This is a genomic window from Rossellomorea aquimaris (assembly GCF_008180865.1).
GTDB lineage: Bacteria > Bacillota > Bacilli > Bacillales > Bacillaceae_B > Rossellomorea > Rossellomorea yichunensis.
Window position 1 is genome coordinate 134,288 of record NZ_VTEX01000004.1, and the last position, 25,371, is coordinate 159,658.

A 25,371-nucleotide genomic window follows, 5' to 3' on the forward strand; every position below is an offset into this window, starting at 1 on the left:
CCTTACTTCTCTTCTGCATAAACATACTTCATTGCTGATTCTGCTTCAGCATATGGAGCGTTTTCTGCATAATCCGTTGCTTCGTTCACGAGCTTCATAATACGATCATTGATTTCTTTTTCAATGTCATCGTTCATAACGCCTGTTTCTTTCAGATAAGCACCAAACGTGATGATTGGATCATTTGTTTTCGCTTTTGCCACTTCGTCCGGAGAACGATAGCTTCGATCGTCATCATCAGAGGAGTGAGGAGTTAAACGATAAGAAACTGTTTCAACAAGGGTTGGACCTTCCCCGCGACGGCCGCGATCCGCTGCTTCTTTGACCGCTTTATATACTTCGATAGGGTCATTTCCATCAACCGTGATTCCAGGCATTCCATATCCAATGGCACGATCGGACACTTTTTCACAAGCTAATTGCTTTTCAATCGGAACCGAAATCGCATATTTATTGTTTTCACACATAAAAATGACAGGAAGTTTATGTACACCTGCAAAGTTTGCGCCTTCATGGAAATCTCCCTGGTTGGAAGACCCTTCACCGAACGTTACAAACGTCACAACATCCTTCTTCTCCATTTTTCCGGCAAGAGCGATACCAACGGCATGTGGTACTTGAGTCGTTACAGGAGATGAACCCGTTACGATATTATTTTTCTTTTGACCAAAGTGACCAGGCATTTGACGTCCACCTGAGTTTGGATCTTCTGCTTTTGCAAAACCTGATAGCATTAATTCCTGGGCCGTCATCCCGAATGTTAAGACAACACCCATGTCACGATAGTACGGAAGTACATAATCCTTTTCGCGGTCTAAAGCAAATGCAGCACCAACTTGAGCCGCTTCTTGACCTTGACATGAAATAACAAATGGGATTTTACCCGACCGGTTCAGTAACCACATGCGCTCATCGATTTTTCTGGCAAGCAGCATTGTTTCATACATTTCTAATACTTTCTCATTGGAAAGTCCTAACTCTTCATGACGATTCTCTGCCATTTTATTTACCTCCTACACAATCTAATGGTTGGAAAGGTAGAGAAGATCTCTACCTTATAAATTTTTTGTTGATGGCGGCCCCAAAAGCCATCTACGCTCTACTATTTGTCCAGCTGCCCCTCCTTGTCCCTCGAGGTCACAATGGATAAATCCCATAAGGCCAAGTACGCCTTCTGGGATTTCCCCCTTGTGCTTGTCGGGCCAGAACAGTCGGCTTCGCTTTTCTATTTGTCCAGCTGCGCCTCCTTGTCCCTCGAGGTCACAATGGATAAATCCCATAAGGCCAAGTACGCCTTCTGGGATTTCCCCCTTGTGCTTGTCGGGCCAGAACAGTCGGCTTCGCTTTTCTATGAATGAATAGCTTTTCCATCTACAGCAAGTGCCGCTTCTCCGATCGCTTCTGACAGGGATGGATGAGGGTGGATTGTGTGCGCGATTTCCCATGGGGTTGCGTCCAATACTTTAGCAAGTCCCGCTTCTGAAATCATGTCGGTTACATGCGGACCAATCATGTGCACACCCAGAATGTCATCGGTATCTTTGTCTGCAATGATCTTGACGAATCCATCCGATTCACCATAAACAAGTGCTTTCCCGATCGCTCTGAAACTGAATTTTCCGGTCTTCAGGTTATATCCCTTTTCTTTCGCTTCCTGCTCCGTAATCCCTACGCTTGCAATTTCAGGATTACTGTAGATGCATTTTGAAATGAGGGAATAGTCAATAGGATGAGGCTTCTCATTCGCCATATGTTCCACTGCTGTGATTCCTTCGTGAGATGCTACATGAGCTAATTGAAGTCCACCGATGACATCTCCAATCGCGTAAATATGAGATTCCTTTGTTTGAAAGAATTCATTCACTTCAATAAAACCTTTTTCCACTTTAATATCTGTGTTCTCTAAGCCAATACCTACAACATTCGCTTGTCTGCCTACAGATACAAGGATCTTCTCTGCTATAAAGGCTTTTTCTTCTCCTTTATGCTCAGCTTTAATGGTGACCTCTCCATCCCCTTTTTCTAGGGATTCAGGAAGCACCTTTGCACTTGTCACGATTTTGACGCCTTTTTTCTTCATTAAGCGCTGCATTTCTTTAGAAATCTCATGGTCTTCGGTTGGTACGATTTTATCAGCGTATTCCACCACAGTTACCTCTACATCAAAGTCAGACAGCATGGAAGCCCACTCAATACCGATGACCCCTCCGCCAACGATGATGATCGATTTAGGAAGAACTTCAAGTGAAAGCGCTTCATCTGAGGATAATACGTATTCTCCATCAATATCAAGACCCGGTAAAGAACGAGGTCTGGAACCTGTTGCAACGATCACATTCTTAGGGATCAACATAGCATTATCTTCCCCGTTATTCATTTCAACCGAAATCGTCCCAGGCATCGGCGAGAAAATAGAAGGTCCTAATATACGTCCAAGTCCTTCGAAGACATCGATCTTACCTTGTTTCATCAAGTGTTGAACTCCTTTGTGAAGCTGTTCAACGATCCCGTCTTTTCTAGATTGAACTTTTGTGAAATCTAACTCTACTCCATTGATCTTCACACCAAAGTCTTCACCGTGTTTAGCTGTAGCATATACTTCAGCACTCCGAAGAAGAGCTTTACTAGGTATACATCCTTTGTGTAAGCATGTCCCCCCCAGTTTTCCCTTTTCAACGATTGCTGTTTTTAATCCAAGTTGAGAAGCACGAATGGCGGCTACATAGCCACCTGTGCCTCCCCCTAGAATGACTAAATCATATTCTTCTGCCAATCTTGAGTCCTCCTTGCTCTTATACTCTTGCTTCTTCTTTTACATTTCCAGGGTACACCTTATAGTCTTCTTCACTTCGTAAGACCCTTAATGCCCCTTCCGCAAGAGCTTGCAGTTCATTTTCTCCTGGTTGAATCACGACATCCGCTATCCAATTGATTCGATTGCTTATCGCTTTTACAAACTCTTTACCATAAGCAAGACCACCCGTTAACACAATGGCGTCAACTTTACCATTAAGGACGGCACTTGCTGACCCAATTTCTTTCGCAATTTGATACGCCATCGCATCGTACACGGCTTTGGCATTTTCATCGCCATTTTCAATCATCTTCTCTACTTTTACCGCATCGTTTGTTCCAAGGTAACCGACTAAGCCACCTTGACCAACGAGTTTCTTCATGATTTCATCTCGGTAATAATCACCTGAGAAGCATAGGTCAACTAAATCACCCGCCGGAACAGTACCTGCTCTTTCAGGACTGAATGGGCCATCGCCATGTAAACCATTATTCACATCCACAACTTTCCCATTGCGGTGGGCACCGACGGTAATTCCACCACCCATATGAGTGATGATCAGATTTAGGTCCTCATATTTCTTTCCGAGTTCCTTTGCGACTCTTCTTGCTACCGCTTTCTGATTTAACGCATGGAAAATACTCTTTCTTTCAATGAGTGAAAACCCTGAAACCCGGGCAAGTGATTGCAGCTCGTCCACTACAACAGGGTCGACAATATAAGACGGGATGTTTAATCCAGAGGCAATTTCAAATGCCAAAATCCCACCAAGGTTTGAAGCATGCTGACCTGAGAATCCTTCTTTAAGATCCTTCAGCATGTCATCATTCACTAAGTAGGTGCCGCCTTCTATCGGTCTAAGAAGGCCCCCACGGCCACAAACAGCACTTAGTTTTGAAATGTTGATCCCTTCTTCATCTAACGTTTGAAGAATGGTATCCTTTCTGAATTCATACTGATCAATGATAGTTGGAAATTCATTAATCTTTCCTGTATCATGACGAATTGTCTTTTCAAAGATAGATCGATCATCATCGAAAACACCAATCTTGGTTGATGTCGATCCAGGGTTAATGACTAATATCCGATGTTTGTTTTCTTGCACTGTTGTTACCTCCATTTGGGTAGCTATTATTGTAATGTTTGTTCGTAGAATTTTTCCCCTATGATAGATAACCCCTTAATCTGTTCGATGTTCGCATTAACAGGGAAGAAACGCTCTACTCTTGTTAGAAGTAAAGCGTTTTTTCTTCTAATTATCCACGTCTGCTTAAAATATGTTGACCGTTTTGTAAGAACTGGCTTCTTGAACGGCGCATTTTCTCGATTCTCTCTTCCGCCATACGATCAGCAGCTACGTAAGTAGGAACATTATCACGTTTAGCGATTTCAATAACCCGCTCAACGTTGTTGTACACTTGCTCCACTTTTTTCATCGCTCTTTCACTATTGTAACCGTATAATTCATCCGCTACGTTGATGACTCCACCTGCATTGATGACATAGTCAGGTGCATAAACGATACCCATTTCATGAATCGCGTCACCATGACGAGTTTCTTTTAATTGGTTATTCGCAGCCCCTGCAATGACTTTTGCTTTTAGCTGAGGAATGGTTTCGTCGTTGATGATCGCTCCCAGGGCACATGGTGCAAAGATGTCACAGTCAACTCCATAAATTTCGTTGATATCAACAGCTTTTGCCCCGAATTCATCTACAGCACGTTGAACAGCTTCCTTATTGATATCTGTAACGATCAGATTTGCTCCTTCTTCGTGAAGATGGCGGCACATATTGTACGCAACATTACCGATTCCTTGAACGGCGATTGTTTTCCCTTCCAGTGAATCTGTTCCAAAGGCTTCTTTCGCTGCAGCTTTAATTCCACGGTATACTCCATAAGCCGTAACAGGAGATGGGTTACCAGAAGATCCAAAGGCAGGAGAAATACCTGTAACATAATCTGTTTCTTCATGAATCAAGTCCATATCAGCAACTGTAGTACCAACATCTTCTGCAGTAATATAACGACCGTTTAATCCTTGGATGTAGCGACCAAACGCACGGAACATTTCTTCATTCTTATCTTTGCGAGGGTCACCGATGATAACCGTTTTCCCCCCACCTAAGTTAAGTCCGGCAGCAGCATTCTTGTACGTCATACCTTTTGCAAGACGCAGAGCATCTTCAATCGCTGCTTCTTCAGATTCGTATGTCCACATACGAGTTCCTCCAAGTGCAGGTCCAAGAGTTGTATCATGGATCGCGATGATCGCTTTCAACCCTGATGCTTCATCTTGACAAAATACCAATTGCTCATAATCATATTGTTCCATATAGCTGAAAATTTTCATTTTTATTTCCCCCTAAAGTCTAATTTTATGTTTGATGTATCTATTATTTATTTGAAGCAGAGCATATAGCCAGTGCCAGTGAATATAACTTACTTTCTGCACTGTCTGCCCTGGATGTTAACACGATTGGTGCTTTTGCTCCCGCAATCACAGCCCCAACTTTCGCTTTCGCAAAGTAGATCAGGGACTTGTAAAGAGCATTACCCGTCTCGATATTCGGAACGAGCAAGATATCTGCTTGTCCTGCGACGTCACTTTCAATCCCTTTATGCTCCGCAGCATGATGAGAAACTGCATTATCAAGGGCTAATGGCCCATCGACAGCACAATTACGAATCTGCCCCCTTTGATTCATCATCGTAAGGGAAGCGGCATCCACTGTTGCCTGCATGGCCGGATTCACTACTTCAACCGCGGCTATCGGGGCAACTTTCGGATGGTTGACACCGATTGATTGGGCAATCCCAACGGCATTTTCAATAATTTGCGCTTTTTGCTGCAAATCAGGTGCAATGTTCATAGCTGCATCCGTAATAAATGTCAATCTATCGAACCCAGCCACCTCAAAAGCTGCAACATGTGATAATACATTTCCTGTACGGAGTCCCCACTCTTTATTTAACACTGCCTTTAAAATGACAGCAGTGGGAACATTCCCTTTCATTAAAGCACTTGCTTCATTTTCCTTTACAGCCTTCACAGCAAGTTCCGCTGCTTTCTGCGGAGAAAAAGCATGCTTTATCTTAATATTGCCGTGTGATCGAAGCTGTGGCGCAACCTCTTCTAAAAGAGAGATAATTTCTTCTTTATCACCAAACAATAAAAATTTGGCCATATTTTTTTCAACTGCCATTGCGACAGCACCAAGGACTTCTTTATCTTCTGCAGCTGCAACCGCTACAGTGGAATTTTCTATCTGGGTTGCTTTTTCCACCAAAGATTGTAGATTCATGTATGTCGTTTCAACCCCTTTTTTCTGTTATTATGTTCCCATTAAACTATATGCAAGAACCGTGCCAACTTTTATAGTGTTGAAAACGCTTCATTTCCATACATCCAACCATGCAATTCTTTTCATACCATGCAAATTATTTCATGCTAGTTATTTCAATGTCATATTTTTCAATTTTGTAATACAAATTTCGCACTGAAACACTTAATGCTTTGGCTGCTGCCGTTTTGTTACCATTATTCTGCTCTAAAACGTTCTGGATTATATTTTTTTCATATTGTTCTACTTGAGTAGCCAAATCTTTGTGGGTTCCTGATGCATCAGCAGCAAGCTCTTTAACTTGGCTCTTAGATGTATTCTCCAGTTGAGGTAAATGTTTGCTATCTATCTTTACTTCGTTGTAGTTCATAAAGATAATCGCTCTTCCCAATACATTCTCGAGCTCTCTGACATTCCCAGGCCAATGGTAATTCATTAACTTGTTCATCGCTTCCTTTGTAACCCCTTCAACATTTCTGCCATAATCCTGGTTGATCTTTGTAATCAAGGTTTCAGAAATGAACGGAATATCTGATTTACGATGCCGCAGAGGAGGTATTTGAATGGGCATTCGGTTGAGCCGGTAGTAAAGATCTTCTCTGAAAGAACCATCGGCAATTCCTTTTTCCAAGTTCACATTCGTCGCCGCAATGACCCGGACATTAATCTGGATGGATTTCGTCCCACCAACTCGAACAATTTCATTCTCCTGCAGGACCCTCAGTAGCTTGGCTTGAGTGTTGGCGCTTAACTCCCCAATTTCATCCAGGAATATACTTCCATTATTAGCTTCTTCAAATAATCCTCGTTTACCTCCCCGCTTTGCTCCAGAAAAGGCACCTTCTTCATATCCGAATAATTCACTTTCCAATAGATTCTCCGATAATGCAGCACAATTGACCCGCAGGAATTTGTTGAACTTTCGATCACTCGCATTATGTATCGCGTGTGCAAATAATTCTTTTCCCGTACCGGATTCACCCCGAAGAAGAACAGTTGCTGGCGTTTTCGCCCCTAATTTAGCTTGTTCTACGGCAATCATCATTTCCTCTGAGTCCCCGATGATGTCTTCAAACATATACTTCGCTTCTAGAGTACGGATGATTCTTCTTGCACGATCCAACTCCTGAGTGAGTGACTGAATCTCAGACATATCATGGATGACACCGACACTCCCCTTGAGCTTATTGTTCACAATAATTGGAGCTACGTTAACGATAACCTCTTTACGTTTCGGACCAACCCGCATTCTTGTTCCCCTGATGGCTCTTCGAGTCTGCAGGACTTTCAAGTGAATACTCTCCCCTTCGGAAATATCTGCAGTTGCGGGTTTTCCGATTACTTCTTCCTGGGTGAGTCCCGTGATTCGTGTATAGGCAGGATTTATCAGAATCCCTTTCCCCTCTTCGTCGACTACAGATATTGCATCATCGCTGGAATGAATGATAGCTTCAAGCATGGTCTGTATTTCTTTGAGGTTCGTTATTTCTTCTGCAAGATTTACGACCTCCGTAATGTCTTTAAACACAGAAAAGGCACCGATGATTTCATCATTGTCGGTAATCATCGGAATTCGGTTGGAGATGATCTTCAGCCCATTATCTAACACCACTTCTTGATTGGTTTCAGTACGACGTGTTTCCATCGTGGTAGTTAACTTACTCTCAGGAATCACGTCAGAGATATGCATCCCGATAACGTCTTCCTGATCCTTCCCAATCATCCGCTCTGCACTTTTATTGTAGAGCATCACATTTCCTTGATCATCGATCCCGACCATACCATCGTCAGTCGAGTTAAAAATAAGATCCCTTTTAAACGACTCACTTGTCAACTGATGAATGAGATCTTCCTTTTCTTCCAAAAGCTTCGAGATAAGAAAGGCAACACTGCCTGGGATAATGACTGTATTCTTTCCCCGTTTATCTCTTATATTTTCAAACACTTTTTGTTCACCGGTCACTTCAATGACGATATCAACAGAATCATTCAGGAATTGTCGCCAATCATTACCAACCGGTATCCCCAGTTCTTTAGCCAACAAAATACCTGAAGCGTTTTCATTTAGGTCTACAACTGCAATCACTTTCATGACGGAAGCTTCGTGGAGGATTCTTAATATGGCTGTCCCACCTTTACCCCCACCGACAATTAGAACCTCTTGCAACATTTTTCACCCCGACTATCAATACCTGCAATTTTTTTCACAAACATAATGTTACACTACTTTTCTAAACTTGACAATTTTCTAGTTGGAGTTAGAATTTTAGTATGGAAACGAAAAAGGAGTTATACACCTAATGGTCCGACTAATAGCCCTTATTATAATGTTGATACCTGGCGCGCTTGCTGCACTGGGAATTAAATTGATGAGAGATATGTTATTTGGTATTCTGCAGTCACCCATTCCTTATTTATGGCTGCAATTCGTCATCGGGTTGCTATTCTTTGTATGCGGTCTCGGTTTCATTGCGGGATTTGTTCTGCACCGTGACCGAAAACGGAATAAAGTACAGTCCCGGTTCACGAAAAAAAGCTAGCGTAATTTTCTACGCTAGCTTTTTTTATGATTTCTTAACTTCAATGCTCTTTCAGGAAAGTCCGTCACGATTGCTGAACAGTCAATACTCAGAAGTCTCTCCATCTGATCTATCTTATTTACCGTATAGGGTCTGACAGCTATCCCGTTTTTCATGGCTTCCACAATGATCTCATCGGGTGCAGCCTTTAAATTGGGATGTATCGCTTTCGCCCTGATGGACCTGGCATAAATCCAGGGCATATATAGACCCGATGAGTAGAGCGGAGCAATTTCGACTGCAGGCTCCAATCGGTAACAGGCCACGATCGAATAGTGATTAAATGAAGAAATGATGATTCGATCCTCAAACCCAAACTCCCTTATCAATCCGATCACTTTTGCTTCCAAGCCCTGATAGTCCATAATGCTGTTCTTCAACTCAATATTACAAAGCATATCATTGCCCTTTAACCATTGAAATACCTCTCTCAATGAAGGCACACGATTTTTTTTAAACAGCTTACTTTTAAATTTGAATTTCGCCTGCAGCTTTTGAATTTCCTTAAGCCTATAGTCTTTGACAAACCCTTTCCCATTGGTTGTGCGATCAACCGTTTCATCATGAATCACGACGATTTCTCCATCTTTTGTCAGCTGAACATCTAATTCAATCCCGTCCGCCCCTACTCTTTCAGCTTCAAAGAAAGCGTCCATCGTATTTTCCGGGTGTGTCCCGGCTGAACCACGGTGTGCAAAGATTAGCGTCATGAGCGCACTCCCTTTTCTTAAGTTAATCTAACCCTGTATGTACATTCTATATCGAGCTTTATGAATGTTTGTCTATTCATATTATATACTTATTTAGATTCTTCTCAAAGGATGAAACCTTTATAAAAAAATCCTGAGAATCTCAGGATTTTTTTGTTTCAATGCAACTAATTAAAACCAGCAGCATCTTCTTCTGCGGCGACGGTCTTCAATACCTCTTACATCGTCTCTGTCACAACGGCGTACAGCTCTGCAGAAATCCTCTCCTCTAATAAAAGCTCTCACAGGAACTCTAAAGTCGTCTCTGTCTCTGTCAAAAGCACCAGCAACATCATCTCTATCACGGAAGCATCCCATTGTCTCACCTCCCTTTAGTTGTTTTTGTATTACATTGTATCTTATGTAAGAATGGACAAGCCGTAAGGGCGTACTCCTACTTTTGAAAAAAGAGGCGATTTCTACTTTAGAAAACGGAAATGTATAGATTTCTTCAAACCAAAAAACCCCACGAATCCACCTGGGCTCATAGGGTTTTAAATCGTTCTATTCAGTTAAGAAATGATCGCACTATTCCTTACCCTTTCATGAAGCCATATGTTCCAGACGAAGCTTATCAGCAACCATCGCAATGAACTCTGAGTTTGTCGGCTTTGCTTTTGACATACTCACTGTGTATCCGTTGGTATATCAGCTTTTTGAACGTACTGTATGTTTGTTTATATCATTTATTTATTGGTATGTATTGTAGTGGTTAGTTGGTAACTACTCACTAACTATTTCCAGTATATTAGTACGTTTTCTACAAGTCAACACTTATATAACTGGTGTCTTACTGAAACATACGTTATTTGATAGATATAGCTGAAAGTTGTGCTTCTCACGGGACCTACAAGCGATTTAACCTTTTCTCTGTCTATCATCATACATCTAATATTAATTCCTTCATTATATAGACATAAAAAAGGCACTGTCCACTTTGGTCAGCACCCATCACTTAATTTCTTTATTCAAGTCCACTGTCCGGAAATGAAAGTTTCAATAGCATCTTACCGTAATTGATTAAACTTGACATTGTTTCAATTGCATCATTTGTGTCTTGTGCCTTGCTTACTACTTTTTTAATAACAGATTCTGCTTCTTCTACAGTTTGTGCTTTTGTGACATTCATCATTTCCTTATAGAGTTCAAGAATTTCTTCATTTACTTCATTACCCTTTCTTATTAACCCTACCATGTCAGGTAAATGAGAAGTATTTTCTGCGATTTGTTTAGTCATTTCATGCATCTCAATTTCACGTTGTTCAGCTTCTTGTTCTTTTAATAATTTGTTCCGTTGCATTTCTCTCATATACTTTTCAGCTTCTGCCATTCCTTTGTAACTTGCACTTAAACCATCCATTTTAAGAACTGGTTTATCTTCTCCTATATCCATTTTAGGTAATGGTTTTACTCCCCCTATATCCATTTTTAGTTTTGGAATATTAAACTTATCCATCATCAACACCACCACTGTAAAATTTTTCTTGTTATTATTATATCAGGTCTTAAATAACTCTGAATACTATATTTTCACATAAAAAAATCACCCTGAAAGAGAAGGTAGTTTCACCAACTCAATCAGGGTTTCTTCATGTGTATTTAATATAGCTTTCTTCCGGTCAATAGTTCTGTAATCCGTTCTTCATTCAAAGCTAAAGCTTCCAGTGTAACAGGGTTTTCTTTAGTAAGTTCAGTATATTCTTCTACAATGGTTTCACTGGTGTTAAAGCCGTAATAACGCATGTAATCATTTATCATGTTTTCACTAGTAACAACAGAACGGTATTCTTCAGCCAATGCTACCACCTTCTGCATGTAATCAGCTTTAAGTTCCTGAATCTCTTTAGCCTTTACAGAAGAAGCTTCTGCAACTGCCTTCACGTACTTATGTTTAATACTGTTCATTTCACCAGTGATTCTAATAATTTCAGCTTTTTCAAGGTCCTTCAGCTTGTCCTGTTCTCCATTAGCTTCTTCCAGTGCTTTTTTTAGTGGTTCCAGGGCTTCTTTCTTGGCTTGTAATTCTTCCATAGATACCTTTCCTTGTACTTGCCTTCTGTATGTATCATCATACTCTTTAAAAGCCTTCTCAAAAGAATCTGAAGCATTTAACACTTTTATATCAGCTTCATTTTTACGCTTATCAATAGCTTCCAGTGTTCTCTTCAGGTCAAACTGTAATGATTCCATACGTGAAATATTCCGGTTCTTATTAGCCGGTTTTGGTGAACGCTGCTTAAACATATTTTTAAAGTAAGATGTAATTTTCTCCACTAATTTCTTCATTGATAAAATCCCCTTTTCAGTTCTGATTATTGAATATTAATTTTCAAAAATGACTACAAAAAAAGAAGGTGGAATCTGAAGTGAATCAGAACCACCTATTAATTATTAAAATTTGTAATAGTCCTTAAAGTAAGCTTTCATTACTTCATCTGGTGTTACGTCTAAACCATTCTTAATGCTATGATAAGTAGAAATATTAGTTTCCACTTCGGCTTTCCTTGATGCGTAACTAAAATCCTTTTCACCTACTTCAACTTTCAGACGGTCAAGCATTACTTCAAATTTAGAAGATTCACCAACTTCCTTCTGAATCTGATTCAATGTCGCAAGATACTGTTCTTTAGCTTCTAATATCTTTTTAACCCCATCAGCTTTATTCTTAATATTTACCTTTGCAAAGTCTGGTGCGTGTTCTCGTAATTCAGCAAGTACCCCTTGCAATTCTTCGGTCAACAATCCACCAATATCTTTAATTTTCATATCTGTTACATGAAGAATATCTTTCTTATCCTGAAGAAGCTTCTGTTCAGTTTGGTAAGCATCTAATGAAACATCACCCAATACATAAGCTTTATACAACTCATGAAGGTGTGCTTCACCGTCCTGAATAGCTTGTACCAGTTCACCCTGTTCTTCTTTAGCTTTATCCAGTGCTGAAGCATATGATTCTTTAATCTGTTCAGCCTTTTCAAAAATACCTTTATATGTTTTAATTACGGTTGCTTTATTCATTATTCATCTTCCCCTTCTAGTTTAATTTCTTCAGTTTCAGCTTTAACTTCATTTGTTACAGTTGGTCCAGTTTGCCGTTCAGCACGTTCTTTCTCAATACGGGCACTTTCTCTCACTTCACGTTCTTCAGCTAATCTTTTAGTGCCTTCAACGATGTCCAAAATTGCACTCATTAATCATTTATCCTTTCAGTCTCTGTAATAATAACTGCTTCTTCTCGTCAACCGATTTAGGTGCAGAAGTACCAGTTCCATCTTTACTTATTCCAAGCTTCTGGGCTTGTATGCGATTATCAGCTTCAACCACATAACCGAATACATCCATAAACATCTTCATTTCTGCTGAAGAAACACTTTGTTTATCAGCAAAAGCCATAACTTTTTTCTTCATCTTCTGCACGGCTTGTAACTCATCTTCAGGTAATAGAATGTGTGCCATTTCATTGATATATTTCTGATAGGCTTCATTTTCCATCCATTTGTAAAAGGTTTTCGATGACATACTAAAGTGCTTGAACATCTTCTCTTTTGTGAATCCGTTTTTCAGCTTGTTGGTGACATAAAATTTGGCTACTGCAACCTGTTCACCAGTAACCCCGTAAGGTACTTCTATATCATGAATACTTTTTTCTTGTGCCATTCCTTCCGGTTCCCCTTTCTATTTCACTGAAATTACTTCAGGCTTGTAATGATGCGAAAGCGATTTCCATTTGCCAATTAAAGATTCTGTATAGCTTTTATAGAGATTCGTTTGAAGTATCTTATTCAGCATCTTCGGAACCCTGTTCACATTTGTATTTCTCTTTCCTAGTTCTTGGTGAATTTCTTGTAAATCAGAAATAAGCAATGCCTTGTATTTCTTACCACGGGCTTCAAAATGCTTCCAGTGTAAGGTATTATCTTTATGTGTGAATTTGACTTCATAAGAAAAAGAAGCTTCCCTTACTTCTGCAACGGTTTCAGAAATCATTACTGCAAGGATTCCTTTACTCTCAATCTGTTCCCCTTCAAGTGCTTTCATTACTGTTTGAAGGTTCCCTTTAATATCTTCAATTCGTTGTATGTTCGACTTCCTAGCCATTTCATTTATCCCCTTTTTGATTATGATTGTTCATAACTTTATACAAAAAAATTTGGTCTGATTCATCTAATCCCATTTCAGTAAAAGCTTTTCTGATAATCCTTTCAGCATCAGGTGATACTTTAAGAATCCCAGCTTCGTATTTACTTAAAGTAGATTGAGAAATACCAACCTTTTCAGCCAGTGCTTCCTGTGTTAGTTGTTCAGTAAAGTGTCGTAGTAGTTTGATAAACATTCCGTTCATACCTTCCATTCATCCCTTTCAATTAGTAGTTATAGAGAATAATTTATTCGTCATTGACAAAATAAAAAGGGGATGGAATATTCCAACCTCCTTAAGTGAGTTGATATTGATAAATAAAATAACAGTACAAAATTTAAACCATTTATAATTTTGTCTACTACTAAGTACGCCAGAATGATAAAAAGTAAGACAGGCACAATAATACATTCCATTATTTTCAAACAGAAAGTATAATAAAATAAGAATATTCAAAAAGGGGATGTTGAATTGACCATAAAGATAACTAATTGCACTATCATTAATAGTGGTACTGGAGTGCATTTAGAAGGCGATAATGTTGATGTGGAAATTAAGGGGATTAGAACTATTAACAATAAAAAAGATATTTATGCGAATGTTGGCAAAAGGAGTACAGTTATAATAGAAGATTTATCTTCTGATGGATGTAAAACTGAATCAATTACTATCAAAGAATATAATCACACGATTGAGGAGTTAAAAGAATTTGTATCATCAAAAGAAAACTATTTTAGTTCTGAAGAAATTAAAGAAATTAATCAAAAGTTGGACGAATTAAAAGAAGTAAAAAACGAACCTGCCAAAGTAAAAAAAATCATAAATGAAATCTATGGGGTAGGAAAGGATATAAGTTCAAAACTTCTATTTGAGTATATAAAAATAAAAACAGGTTGGTTTTCAGAATAACAGCAACATATTTCGTCTACTACTCTTTCCCTATAAGCTTACTATATAGAAACATTATTATAGTTGGCTTTAAGGGAAAGGTTTAGGTCAAAAAATATAGCGTATTTGTCCGATAGAGTTACTATTGACAGTAAGCCCCCCGGTCCCCCTTGTACCCCCCCTTCCAAACATCTATATATAAATTGATTATTAATATTCAACTTTATCAGCACCAACTGAAGAACATCATTAATTACAATTAATCTTTAAAGTTTCACTGAATAACATAGATAACATTCACTAACTATTGATACATCCACCTTCACAAGTGCCTTCAGTTCCTTTCAGTTTGTGCTGAATCACCACCTGAATAGAATAAGGAAGCAAAGATTGGTTAAAGCTTATCAGAAGCTAACAGAACTAACTGGAATATAACACTGTATCTACACCAGCAAACCCTGAATGTATCCAGCTTATCTTCACCTTCTGTAATACAACTGCTTCCACTATAAAAAACTACAGGTGTATCTAGTAACCAAGGTACACACCAGCCTGTTATAGAAAATCAGCATCCCTTTATTTAGTCAGTACCCCACCATATTAAAAATAAGGATGGACCCTTGTTAAATTTCAGAAGGTACACCCCTATTACTTGACAATAACAATATACATAAATTTGAATATTAAATACACTCACAACTTCCGATAACAATCGTTATGTAAACTTCATATTATCTTAACCCTTGTTATTACTGCATTCTTGAATGGAAGGAAACACTTAGAAAATAATAGTATACACGATTTTATACATTGCCTTTATATCAACGTTTTCAGTACCGAAAACAAAGAGTTATACAAAGGTGTACAAGTGTTGGTCCAATGCAAAATGAATAAATTGAAATTTCAACATATTCCTAATAAAGTTCCACGAATTAGGATAAAAGTCTCATTAAAGGTATTCCCATCCCCACTAACATATAATATAATTGGAATTACCAACCATTAGGAGGTGATTACATGCATAAAGTTCATTTTGTGGATTTTGATAATAAAAAAGTATTAAGAGAAGAAACAGTGGAGAAATATAATGAAGTGCTTGAAATGGCTGAATCAATGTCCAAGATAAAAGGACAAGAAATACTTCTATTTGATAGCTTATTCAGAACACTGAAAGCAGAATTCTCCCATTATACAACGGTTAGAAAAGGAACATCTACTCTGTATTTTCTCAACTTCAAGAATGTTACCTTATCTGATATTCAAGTACCCGTCCAATTAACACCATGATATCAACTACATAGGAACGACTTTGAGGTGAACAGTCTATACTGGTTCACTTTTTTATTTGCCCTGAAAACTAGTGATACTGAAGATATCGTAAATAAACTAATTACCTTTTCCTTCCCTGTCTCCCACGTTCATTTCATGGGTAAAATCAGCACCTCTAAACACGAACTACCCCCACCAATATCCTTATTTCGTTCACAATTTAGACATATTATTGCACTGTAACCGTACTTAACCCTAACCAGCCACACATTCTGTATATCTCCATTTACGCACTGTTCAGATACTTGTTTAAGCCACTTGTATAAAAGAAGTAAACAGAGATTCATAACCACCCTATACAAATTCAGGGAAATGACGGTAAGACAAAGATGTGTACAAATGTGTCCCTAATATCGACAATTGTGTGACAAATAGACACAATCTGTCTTACTTCATGCCATTTTCAAGACCCTATTAGTAGGAAATAAGAGATAACGGTAACACTGAAATAACTGCTAAACTTCTTTAAAAGTTTCCATTAATAACTCTGTATAATAAAGCATTAACCGTTTAGAGTTTCCTTCACTACGTTCAGAAAACATATAAATAAAAAATAACTAATTTAATTCTTTTCATATTTTGCTGAAGAATGAAGCAAAATTCATAACGCTATATCTGTTATTACTCTCTATATTCAGAAATAAAGGATAAGTATATTCTTAATCTCAATTAACCAATTACATACAATACCCTGAAGCTTTTACTGGTCTCTGTATCACTTACCAGTAATAACTTCAGGGTACTTTTTTTATGCCTACTTTCATCATCTAAAGCATCTTATTTTATTGTTATGGAGTTCTAAGCTGTCATCTAAGATTGGAGTTTCCTGAATAACCCATCTTCTAGCTTGTCAATATTAATAGTAATAAAATTCATCATCATACTTCAAAGTAGAAAGTAAACTATCTTGATTTACCATACTCCCTTGTGAGTAATTTTTAAAATCTGGGTGAGTTACTTTATCCCACCAAACTAAAACTTTTAATCCTTCTGGTAAGTAGCTATCTATTTTTTCTACAAGCTTCTTACAAGTATCTAATGCATCTACTAGCTGATTTATGTTGGTTGTCAATAAAGGTAATAGTTCCGATGTTTTAGACTTACTTTCGAACGCTGAAGGATGTATAAACCTATTTCGTGTTTCATTAATTATCTTGTATTCTTTCACCAGTTTATTTAGTTCATTTGAGTTACTAGTCACAAATTCTGGAATGATTAATCTTTTAATTATTTCATCATCTTCAACTTTATGATTGTCTATTATACCTTTTGCAGAATCAGTTATAAGTTGGTATGTAGAATGCTTTACATTATAAAAAATGTAATATAAATAAGATTCTACAAATGTAACTGAAGATACCCAAAGAGTTCTCATTAGCGTATCAATTTCATATTTTAGCTTTCTATTTTCTACGAAATTTTGCTTTTCAATAATAGGAATCTGTTGATTGGCAGCCATACGTATTTTAAACGTCTCTAACTTATCCACAAATATATTCCAATTATTTATGATATCTGAGTATGTAAAGAATTCTGGAACAGTTAAAATTAATCCGGACATCAAATCAATGTTTACCCAATGATGCGATTGTACGTTATTATGAATTCTTTTATATAACTTTTTCAAGTCTAGAATTTCTTCTATTATGCCCACAGGTTTTACATAAGTTCCATGTTTTTTGGTTTCATCTACAATATCTCTAAATAATTCAATAATCTTATCTATAGTTTTGTATTCAGCATGATTGTAAAACCCACTTGCTTTTAAACTTGTCTCCACTTGAAATTGAAAGAATTCAAGTATCTCGTTATTATTATATTTCTTGGGGTTTTTTTTAATATCGTAAACCCATTGAAAATTTTCTTCCTGACCTTTTGTAAGTTGTCTCCCACTACATATATTAATAAAAATGGCGGTTAATCCATACTTATAGCATTTTTTAGGTTTGCCACTTAAGGGTTTCATTGATTTTCCACTTAGAAGCATTTGCAACTCTTTTACTAAATCCTGTTTCTGCATCTGCATTGTATTCCCCTTTATCTTAAAATGATGTATGTAATAATTCATCGTTGTTAGTACAGTCGCAACCTATCTTTTGTCCAAGGCATTTTGGACAAACTTCCATATCACAACCACTAACATGGTAGTGCCCTTTTCTTATCGCACAATCCCCACAAAAATCATAAGAATAGTCGTAGGCTTCTTCACCAAACACTATTCTTTTATACTCTACTCCGTTGATAATGCAAAACGTGTAAAGTTGAGATTCAGCGACCTCTAATAAATACTCGCTTGAATTATTCGCTTCCTTATGAAGTACATCGGGATTACTAAATTTTTCTAAAATCAACTCATTTTCTTCTTCCCAATATTCATTATCAATGAATTCATGTAAATCACTTTTTAAAAATCTATAGTGAAATGACTTAAGAAAAGAAAAAATGACTACATAAGTATTTGATAAATCTTTAACGTCTAATTCCACTTCAAAATGGATTATATTGTTTCTAATCTCAATTGCTTTATTGATTATTCTTTCATCTTGTTCTTTTAAGTCAATTTTAATTATATTTTTTAGTCTATATATAGCCTTAGTTATAGATACTGTATTTTTAGGTTTATCAATATTATCGTATAAGAATATTTCGTTCTCTCTCCGCAATACTTCTTTAAAAACTAATTCTAATGATTGTACGATATTTACAATAGAAAACATCCAGTATCTCTTGTATTCCTTAGGGTAATCTTCATGGGTTGCTAGATGATAAAAGTATAAGGAATTATTTAGAAAGTCATAGGAATTATCTAATAAGCTTGATTTTATTGTATTAATATATAACACCTCCATATAACTAATCGTATTTATGCTTTAAAGCTTAAACCATTCACGCACTTCCTTAACTCCTCTATAAGTCTTCGCCCAACTACTATTACTTTCTAAGAATTCAATGCCCTTTAATGTTATCTTTGCAGAAGAAAGTATTACTGCGTATGCTATATCATCAGCATAGAAAACAGATATTCCTTTTGCTAATCCTTCATCTTTTAGTAATTGTGCAAGTTCCCCCCATTGTTCATCTGTTAATTCATAATCATCCTGTTTAGGTTCGTTATCCTGATTTATTTCCATAAGTACACTATATAACAGCTTTTTCCGGTTCATATTACTCCCCCTTTAATCCTATATTTCGACAAAATACACTTATAATCCTTTATATGGAAATGTTTTTTGTGTCTGAAGACTTACATGTTGTTATAAAGACAACTATACTTAAGAATGAAAAAAACTCCTTTTGTTAATTAAGGAGTTTTTTTATTGTCTAAAAATGTTAAATACATCAACTAGTTTATTTCTTCATATTGACCTATACTTAATTCTTTAATAATTTGATTTTTAACTCTTTCAATCGAATGTTCAAGATTTTTAATATCATCATCCAGTTTATTAAGTCTTTCTTTAAACACATTTTCTTCAGTTTTCAAATCTAATTCAACTGATTCCTTAGCCAAGGATTGTACTGAAATTAGTTTACCTATTTCTTCAAGTGTAGGTAAAATGGAAACCACTAGTTCATTAATTTCTTCAGAGTAATATAACTCATTTTCTTTAAAATACTCTTCAAACTCATTAATTGTAATGAAGGTTTTTTTAAGTTTGTATCCCTTGATAGCAGTTTTTAATAAAGAAACATCTCTATACCTTTCGAAGTCAGACAATGTTTTTGTTACTGTATATTCATCAGATACTTCAGACCTAACATACACTTCAACTTCCCCAAAGGTTATTTTATCAAAATTCGGCCATACTTCTTCCCTTTGAGATTTTTTTAAACTTCTTAGTGATGATAAAGCTAATTTATATAATTCCTTATAAGATTCATGCCTTTTAGACCTATACAAATTAAAATCATGAAGTTTCCTTTGATAATCGAATTTCTGTTCTTCAGTGTAAAGATTTAATTCATGCTTGTAGCTTTCAATTTCCTTTTTAAAAATCTGCCCGATAAATCCTTTAAAGTATGTTTTTAATAAAAAAGTTATGATTGCAATTACAATTGAAACTTGACCTAAGAACTTCCACATTTCATTTATGTATTCCATTATATCCCCCATTTTAATTCTAAAATTGCCTACCAGGAAATTATACCCATCACTTATTATGATATCAACTAGTTTCAATGAGTAACCAGTGAAGTTAAAAACTTAAAAATTCATGTCTGTATTCATAACCGTTGTTGTTTATGGGTTGTAAGATACAAAAATGATAAAGGTGGAAATTAGAATGAATGCAACCCTTACAAAAAAAATCGAATTAAATTTAGACTCTACGCTACACAGTACTATGATTAAGTACATTGTTGAAAAATCAATCAGTGGTATTACTCAGGGTGAACTTATTGAGTTGAGAGATATGTTTATGTATGATAAAAGTCTATATTGTGCATCCATCAAGAAAAGATATACACCACTTCTCGGCTTATTAGAATTTCAGTATCATATCACTGAAGATGTTGAACATAGCTTATTAGCACTAACACATGATTCTATTCACAAAGTCAAATTCAACTTTTTTGATGAACCAAATACAGTTATTGAAATTAGTGTCACTTAAAACCTTAGGGGAATGGATAAACACCATTCTCCTTTTTTACTTTTCCCACAATGTATTGAAGGCTTCCATAAGGCTTACTGTTCTAAGCTTCTTGTTAAGAATACCCCAGTAGAAGCCAAATGGATTGCATACCCTACCAAGTTTCATTCTCCTTATCAGCATTTTGAAAGCTTGAATACTGGTTTCCACAACATCACTTGTTACATTGTGTTTACTTGCTGATATCTGTACTATCTTCCAGTATTCTTCAATGGTCTTAGCATCATCAAAGAAGCACTTAACAAACTTTGTAAAGTTAGAAGGTACATGTTCACCAACAAAGGAAGCACCTAATTTCTCATTGGCTGATTGTTGAATATAGTTTTCATTAGTGACTTGATTAATTTCATCATCAGTACGTATATCTTTAATATGATTAATGGTTTTAGAAAGGTTGTCTGTTTGTGGTTGGTTCAATTTATCAACTTCAGATGGTTCAGAACCTGTCGAATAAGAATTAAATACATAAACATTGCTTGATTTACTGCCGTTTTTCCTTTCAGTTTCATGTACCGTGAGTAAGCCAAATTGCTTTGCTTTTGTCACCATGCGTTTAAATGTGCTTCTGCTGATTCCAGGACCATCTAATTCATGTGTAGCTTTAGTTAAAGTTCCAATCTTAGCATTACAAACACCAAATACCTTTGCAGAAAAACGTACTAAACGCTTAAGTGCTACTAATTCTGATTTAGTGAACTCTTTCTTAACGTCAAGCATCCACTGTTCAAAGTGATTGTTAAAGTCCTTTATATCACTGAATTGAGAAAGGTGTTTAAAGTTGTTTATGTTCCCTGATTTGTATGTAGATTCCATTATGAATTGTTCTCCTGTCTCCAACTGGAACAAGGTACACAACCAACACACTAAAGAAGGCATCACTAAAGACACCTTGCAATCCTGTAATTTTTTTATTAGAATGAAGGTTGAAGTACGTTGTACCGTATTTATTTTGTGGTAAAGCGTCGTATAGCGTATATGTGTTACTTAGTCACCTACTGCAATAGGTGACTTTTTCTTTTTTGTAGTAACCTTAGTTCCTTACTTTCTTATCGTGTGACATAAATTCAGTAAAGTCAGTGCAAAACGTTCTGCTTCTTCAACTCCGATTGATAAAGTTGCTTCAACTTCTTTTTCTCCACTTCTTGCTAATTCAAGGAATATGGAATCATCAACTTTTTCACTGTCCACCAGTGAATCCTTATAAACCTTCTTGGCATCAGATACTTTCCAGTAATGGCTTTCCACTCCCAAATATAACTTTTCATCTTCAGTGTCAAAAACTTGATATCTGTTCTCCATTCCTATCACTCCTACTTAAATTTTTAGATTTGTTAAAGGTGAATGCTTCTGATATTTCTGTCCTATTTCCTTATCCGTAAAATCAAGATAAGCCTTTTGAGTAACTTCAACACTGGAATGCCCTAAGATACGTGATAACGAAACCCAATCACCACCATGAAGCAAATAATACTTTGCAAAGTTGTTCCTTAATTGATGTGGATGTATTCCCACACCTACTTTCCTTCCAGCATCCCTTAATGACTTTTCAAAGTTCCTTACCTCCAGTTGAGTTCCACGAATAGTTGGAAACAAGAAATCACTATTAGAGAACCTATCATGGTAAAGCAACCAACGTTTAATATCACTCGACATTCTGAAGGAAAAGTACACGTATCTTTGCTGATGGTTCTTTGGATTTTCTATCAATATTGCCTTGTTTTTGAAATCAAAGTGGTCTGCCTTTAACGTTAGACATTCTGAAATTCTCATGCCTGTATCTAAAAGCAACCTTGTTACTATCCAGTTCCGATAACCATGAAATGTAGTTGTGTCAAACTGCCTAAGCACTTTAACGATATCTTCACTACTCAATAAAGGTTTCTGTTTCCGGACAGGCTTTATGTTATTTATGCTTTCTACAGGATTAACCTTTATTTCACGTTCTACAGTGTGTAAATAGTTAAAGAATACTTTGATATTCCTTAAGTAATTTGCAACCGTTGTATCGCTTATAGGCTTGTTGTAATCGTTTCTAAGGTCAGGGTGATTCACTTTCATTGAAGCAGTATCAGAAACTACAGTGTATTTACCACGTTCACGCAAATACTTGATGTAATGCCTGATATGTGCCGATTTAACCTTACTCACTTCATTTACCTGAAACTGTTCTTCCATGTAATGAACAAATAGCCTTAATGTCTGTTCATAGCTGCGTAACGTTTTTTGAGTTAAATTCTTACTGGAACAATACAACATGAAGTTGTCCATTTGCAGTTCCATATCAGACAACAACAAAAAAGACACCATCCTTTACTGGTAAATTTACATACCAATAAAAAATGATGTCTTTCGGTAAACATACTGTTTATTTATAGGTTCAAAAAGAAGTTAGTTGGTCACCATGCACTGAATAGCGATAATTTAGTGTTGTGGATAAAAACCAGTGATACCAACCCTACTTACCCTTTCATGAAGCCATATGTTCCAGACGAAGCTTATCAGCAACCATCGCAATGAACTCTGAGTTTGTCGGCTTTGCTTTTGACATACTCACTGTGTATCCAAACAAAGAAGAAATGGAATCGATATTCCCTCTGCTCCATGCTACTTCAATTGCATGTCGAATGGCACGCTCTACTCTCGATGCTGTTGTGTTGTATTTTTTTGCAATATCAGGGTAAAGGACCTTTGTAATTGAACCAAGTAATTCGATATCGTTATAAACCATAGAAATCGCTTCTCTTAAATATAAGTAACCTTTAATATGTGCCGGAACGCCAATTTCGTGGATGATGCTTGTAATACTTGCATCTAAGTTTCTAGGTTTCTGCTCTGTATGCATTCTGGGTGAGGAAGGTTTTTTGATGATTGGGTTTGATTTACCGCTTACTTGTCTAATGTGACTCACTAGATTTTCCATATCAAATGGCTTTAGGATAAAGTAAGAAGCTCCAAGGTCGACGGCTTTCTTCGTAACATCTTCTTGACCGAAAGCTGTCAGCATGATGACATTAGGAATGCTCTTCTTTTCACGAAGTCGTTCGAGCACAGCGAGCCCGTCCAAATGAGGCATAATAATATCCAATACCAGGACATCAGGCTCCACTTCTTCTAACAAATCTAAACAATCTTGGCCATTATGAGCAATTCCTACTACTTCCATATCATTTTGTGAAGCAATGTAGTCTTCCAATAATGACGTAAGTTCACGGTTATCATCCACAACACATACTTTAATCGATTTCACTACAGGTTTCCTCCTCAATCCTAATTAATTCTTCTCTGTAATTTTATTCTAAATTACTTTTTCGACAATGCAACCTAAATTCCTTTTATTTTTGAAAAAAACTTGAAAAATATTATATTTTCTTTGATTTTCTAAAGATTTCTTTATATTTCGACCCTATTCGATATTCACTCATCGATTTGTCGAATAATCTTTATTTTAACAAGTTTATCGTGCTTTTGGCAAACCTTCCTTATTTTCTATGTCCTTTTCTTGAATCATGTCTTACAAATTCTTGTAATGGTTAATTTCACAAAAAAAAAGAACCCTTATAAGCACCCACGATCGGGACTTTAGTAAGGGTTTTCCATTTTTAGCTTGCTCGGTCATGATTTTTCTTGTAAATATCGATTCCCGCTTCACTCAGCATCCATTCAATATGAACGCCATAGCCACTTGTAGGATCATTTACAAACACATGTGTGACGGCTCCGATGACTTTGCCATTTTGAATAATCGGACTTCCACTCATGCCTTGGACAATTCCACCGGTTTTATCCAACAGCCTGGGATCTGTTACTTTCAATACCATTCCTTTTGTTGCCGGATATTTCTGTGGGATGGTGCTGACGATTTCAATATCGTACATTTCTACATCTTTTCCATCTACTACAGTCAATATCTGGGCAGGTCCTTCTTTCACTTGATGGGAAAGAGCGATAGGCATTGGTTTATCCATGAGATCGTTATCTATGGATTGATTTAATTCACCAAAAATCCCGAATGGACTGTTCCTGGTAATATTTCCAATTACGTTCCGATCAGAAGAAAAACGGGCTAGTTTTTCACCAGGTTTTCCGTCTGTCCCTTTTTGAATGGACGTTACTTCTGAATGAACAATTTCACCGTTTTCAACGACAATCGGTTTTTTTGTATCCATATCAGAAATGACATGGCCAAGCGCCCCATACTTCTTGGACTTCGGGTCAAAGAACGTCATTGTTCCGATTCCAGCTGCAGAATCACGAATATACAACCCTAATTTATAGTTTTTTTCCCCTTTTTCTTTTAACGGGAGCAATTGAGTTTTTACGGTCTTCTGTTCACGTTTGATCACAACGTCTAAAGATCGTGATTCTTCACCTGCCTTCTGAACAAAAGGAGCAACATCCGCAAGTTCTTCAATTTTGGTTCCGTTTATTTCTGTAATCATATCCCCTACCTGAATTCCGGCTTTTTCGCCTGGAGACATCTTACCTGCATCTGTTTCAACCAGATGATGACCTACGACTAACACCCCGACAGTATTTAATTTCACCCCGATGGATTGACCACCCGGGATCACCTTGAAATCTTTCAGTACTTCTACATCGACTTTTTTAATGGGTAACCCAGCTAACTCAAATACCACTTCATCCTTGCCTACAGAACTTCCTTGGATTGAGAGCTGACCTTCCTCTTCTTTCAATTGAACATGTTGATTATCAGACGAACCCATCGTCGTAACGGATGCAGCCTTAGGGAGAGCAACTTGATCCCCTTCCATCACCCTTACAGAGTTCGGAGTATTGATAAACTGTTGAACAGGTTTGTAGAAACCAATAAGGCAAAGCGAAACAAGGAGAATTCCACCTATACATTTTCTTAACCAATCTAAACTCAATATATTCA

At 36.9% G+C, this 25,371-nt stretch carries 27 protein-coding genes and 1 pseudogene; 4 read left to right on the top strand and 24 right to left on the bottom strand.

Translation table 11 applies throughout. From position 1 onward, the window contains the following. Window positions 1-2: 2 nt before the first annotated feature. The 6 genes from FZC88_RS15975 to FZC88_RS16000 form a co-directional block, all read right to left on the bottom strand. On the bottom strand, window positions 3-1,001 hold the full coding sequence (locus tag FZC88_RS15975; protein ID WP_148969568.1) for a thiamine pyrophosphate-dependent dehydrogenase E1 component subunit alpha: 999 nt from the start codon (window positions 999-1,001) through the stop codon (window positions 3-5). Window positions 1,002-1,348: 347 nt separating this feature from the next. After that, window positions 1,349-2,773 carry a dihydrolipoyl dehydrogenase gene (gene lpdA / locus FZC88_RS15980; RefSeq protein ID WP_148995616.1) on the bottom strand — a complete coding sequence of 475 codons (1,425 nt, stop codon included), beginning with the start codon at window positions 2,771-2,773 and terminating at the stop codon, window positions 1,349-1,351. 19 nt (window positions 2,774-2,792) lie between these two features. Continuing rightward, the gene (gene buk, locus FZC88_RS15985; protein ID WP_187443657.1) at window positions 2,793-3,914 is read right to left on the bottom strand and encodes a butyrate kinase; all 1,122 of its coding nucleotides are present in this window, start codon (window positions 3,912-3,914) and stop codon (window positions 2,793-2,795) included. 136 nt (window positions 3,915-4,050) lie between these two features. Continuing rightward, on the bottom strand, window positions 4,051-5,148 hold the full coding sequence (gene bcd, locus FZC88_RS15990) for a branched-chain amino acid dehydrogenase (RefSeq protein WP_148969571.1): 1,098 nt from the start codon (window positions 5,146-5,148) through the stop codon (window positions 4,051-4,053). Between the two features lie 43 nt (window positions 5,149-5,191). Next, entirely contained in the window at window positions 5,192-6,100 is a 909-nt protein-coding gene (gene yqiS, locus FZC88_RS15995) for a phosphate butyryltransferase (RefSeq protein ID WP_148995618.1), read from the bottom strand. A 136-nt stretch (window positions 6,101-6,236) separates the two neighbouring features. Next, a complete protein-coding gene (locus FZC88_RS16000; protein ID WP_148995862.1) occupies window positions 6,237-8,306 on the bottom strand; it encodes a sigma 54-interacting transcriptional regulator in 2,070 nt (689 codons plus the stop codon). 133 nt (window positions 8,307-8,439) lie between these two features. Here FZC88_RS16000 and FZC88_RS16005 point away from each other — a divergent pair, with 133 nt between their 5' ends. After that, window positions 8,440-8,679, top strand: a complete 240-nt coding sequence (locus FZC88_RS16005) for a DUF2627 domain-containing protein (protein ID WP_148969573.1) — start codon at window positions 8,440-8,442, stop codon at window positions 8,677-8,679. Between the two features lie 14 nt (window positions 8,680-8,693). Here FZC88_RS16005 and FZC88_RS16010 read toward each other — a convergent pair whose 3' ends face one another. The 9 genes and pseudogenes from FZC88_RS16010 to FZC88_RS16050 all read right to left on the bottom strand — a co-directional run bounded on the left by FZC88_RS16010 (window position 8,694) and on the right by FZC88_RS16050 (window position 13,809). Continuing rightward, entirely contained in the window at window positions 8,694-9,428 is a 735-nt protein-coding gene (locus FZC88_RS16010) for a glycerophosphodiester phosphodiesterase (RefSeq protein WP_148995619.1), read from the bottom strand. Between the two features lie 582 nt (window positions 9,429-10,010). Further along, window positions 10,011-10,106: pseudogene (locus tag FZC88_RS16020) on the bottom strand (sporulation transcription factor Spo0A); the annotation flags it as partial. A gap of 325 nt (window positions 10,107-10,431) precedes the next feature. Continuing rightward, window positions 10,432-10,923, bottom strand: coding sequence for a hypothetical protein (locus FZC88_RS16025; RefSeq protein ID WP_187443658.1), 492 nt, complete (start codon window positions 10,921-10,923; stop codon window positions 10,432-10,434). A 143-nt stretch (window positions 10,924-11,066) separates the two neighbouring features. Continuing rightward, window positions 11,067-11,753 (bottom strand): Hsp70 family protein, encoded by a 687-nt coding sequence (locus tag FZC88_RS16030; protein WP_148995621.1) that lies wholly within the window; start codon window positions 11,751-11,753, stop codon window positions 11,067-11,069. Between the two features lie 105 nt (window positions 11,754-11,858). Then, on the bottom strand, window positions 11,859-12,485 hold the full coding sequence (locus FZC88_RS16035) for a hypothetical protein (RefSeq protein ID WP_148995622.1): 627 nt from the start codon (window positions 12,483-12,485) through the stop codon (window positions 11,859-11,861). Further along, window positions 12,485-12,658 carry a hypothetical protein gene (locus FZC88_RS24100; protein ID WP_187443659.1) on the bottom strand — a complete coding sequence of 58 codons (174 nt, stop codon included), beginning with the start codon at window positions 12,656-12,658 and terminating at the stop codon, window positions 12,485-12,487. Before FZC88_RS24100 ends, FZC88_RS16035 begins: the two co-directional genes overlap by 1 nt. A 7-nt stretch (window positions 12,659-12,665) precedes the next feature. Further along, window positions 12,666-13,124: a phBC6A51 family helix-turn-helix protein gene (locus FZC88_RS16040; RefSeq protein ID WP_148995623.1), complete on the bottom strand. Its 459-nt coding sequence runs from the start codon at window positions 13,122-13,124 to the stop codon at window positions 12,666-12,668. 18 nt (window positions 13,125-13,142) lie between these two features. After that, complete coding sequence (locus FZC88_RS16045; RefSeq protein ID WP_148995624.1) at window positions 13,143-13,565, bottom strand: hypothetical protein; 423 nt, start codon at window positions 13,563-13,565, stop codon at window positions 13,143-13,145. Between the two features lies 1 nt (window position 13,566). Then, complete coding sequence (locus FZC88_RS16050) at window positions 13,567-13,809, bottom strand: helix-turn-helix domain-containing protein (RefSeq protein ID WP_187443660.1); 243 nt, start codon at window positions 13,807-13,809, stop codon at window positions 13,567-13,569. Between the two features lie 267 nt (window positions 13,810-14,076). Here FZC88_RS16050 and FZC88_RS16055 point away from each other — a divergent pair, with 267 nt between their 5' ends. Next, window positions 14,077-14,514, top strand: coding sequence for a hypothetical protein (locus tag FZC88_RS16055; protein WP_148995626.1), 438 nt, complete (start codon window positions 14,077-14,079; stop codon window positions 14,512-14,514). A 996-nt stretch (window positions 14,515-15,510) separates the two neighbouring features. Next, on the top strand, window positions 15,511-15,780 hold the full coding sequence (locus FZC88_RS16060; RefSeq protein WP_148995627.1) for a hypothetical protein: 270 nt from the start codon (window positions 15,511-15,513) through the stop codon (window positions 15,778-15,780). An 898-nt stretch (window positions 15,781-16,678) separates the two neighbouring features. Here the strand turns inward: FZC88_RS16060 and FZC88_RS16065 are convergent. The 4 genes from FZC88_RS16065 to FZC88_RS16080 all read right to left on the bottom strand — a co-directional run bounded on the left by FZC88_RS16065 (window position 16,679) and on the right by FZC88_RS16080 (window position 19,924). Continuing rightward, complete coding sequence (locus FZC88_RS16065; protein ID WP_148995628.1) at window positions 16,679-17,848, bottom strand: hypothetical protein; 1,170 nt, start codon at window positions 17,846-17,848, stop codon at window positions 16,679-16,681. A 16-nt stretch (window positions 17,849-17,864) separates the two neighbouring features. Then, window positions 17,865-18,539, bottom strand: a complete 675-nt coding sequence (locus tag FZC88_RS16070) for a hypothetical protein (protein WP_148995629.1) — start codon at window positions 18,537-18,539, stop codon at window positions 17,865-17,867. Window positions 18,540-18,692: 153 nt separating this feature from the next. Further along, window positions 18,693-18,986, bottom strand: coding sequence for a YjcQ family protein (locus tag FZC88_RS16075; RefSeq protein WP_148995630.1), 294 nt, complete (start codon window positions 18,984-18,986; stop codon window positions 18,693-18,695). 179 nt (window positions 18,987-19,165) lie between these two features. Next, complete coding sequence (locus tag FZC88_RS16080; RefSeq protein ID WP_148995631.1) at window positions 19,166-19,924, bottom strand: hypothetical protein; 759 nt, start codon at window positions 19,922-19,924, stop codon at window positions 19,166-19,168. Window positions 19,925-20,105: 181 nt separating this feature from the next. Between FZC88_RS16080 and FZC88_RS16085 the strand changes: the two genes are divergently transcribed. Beyond that, on the top strand, window positions 20,106-20,435 hold the full coding sequence (locus tag FZC88_RS16085) for a hypothetical protein (RefSeq protein WP_148995632.1): 330 nt from the start codon (window positions 20,106-20,108) through the stop codon (window positions 20,433-20,435). A 36-nt stretch (window positions 20,436-20,471) separates the two neighbouring features. Here FZC88_RS16085 and FZC88_RS16090 read toward each other — a convergent pair whose 3' ends face one another. The 5 genes from FZC88_RS16090 to spoIVB all read right to left on the bottom strand — a co-directional run bounded on the left by FZC88_RS16090 (window position 20,472) and on the right by spoIVB (window position 25,363). Then, window positions 20,472-21,287, bottom strand: coding sequence for a hypothetical protein (locus FZC88_RS16090; protein ID WP_148995633.1), 816 nt, complete (start codon window positions 21,285-21,287; stop codon window positions 20,472-20,474). Between the two features lie 225 nt (window positions 21,288-21,512). After that, window positions 21,513-21,773 (bottom strand): hypothetical protein, encoded by a 261-nt coding sequence (locus FZC88_RS24105; protein ID WP_187443661.1) that lies wholly within the window; start codon window positions 21,771-21,773, stop codon window positions 21,513-21,515. A 15-nt stretch (window positions 21,774-21,788) separates the two neighbouring features. Continuing rightward, the gene (locus tag FZC88_RS16100; RefSeq protein ID WP_148995864.1) at window positions 21,789-22,763 is read right to left on the bottom strand and encodes a tyrosine-type recombinase/integrase; all 975 of its coding nucleotides are present in this window, start codon (window positions 22,761-22,763) and stop codon (window positions 21,789-21,791) included. A 178-nt stretch (window positions 22,764-22,941) separates the two neighbouring features. Next, window positions 22,942-23,721, bottom strand: coding sequence for a sporulation transcription factor Spo0A (spo0A, locus tag FZC88_RS16105; protein WP_148995634.1), 780 nt, complete (start codon window positions 23,719-23,721; stop codon window positions 22,942-22,944). A 352-nt stretch (window positions 23,722-24,073) separates the two neighbouring features. Beyond that, window positions 24,074-25,363 carry a SpoIVB peptidase gene (gene spoIVB / locus FZC88_RS16110; protein WP_148995635.1) on the bottom strand — a complete coding sequence of 430 codons (1,290 nt, stop codon included), beginning with the start codon at window positions 25,361-25,363 and terminating at the stop codon, window positions 24,074-24,076. Window positions 25,364-25,371: the final 8 nt, after the last annotated feature.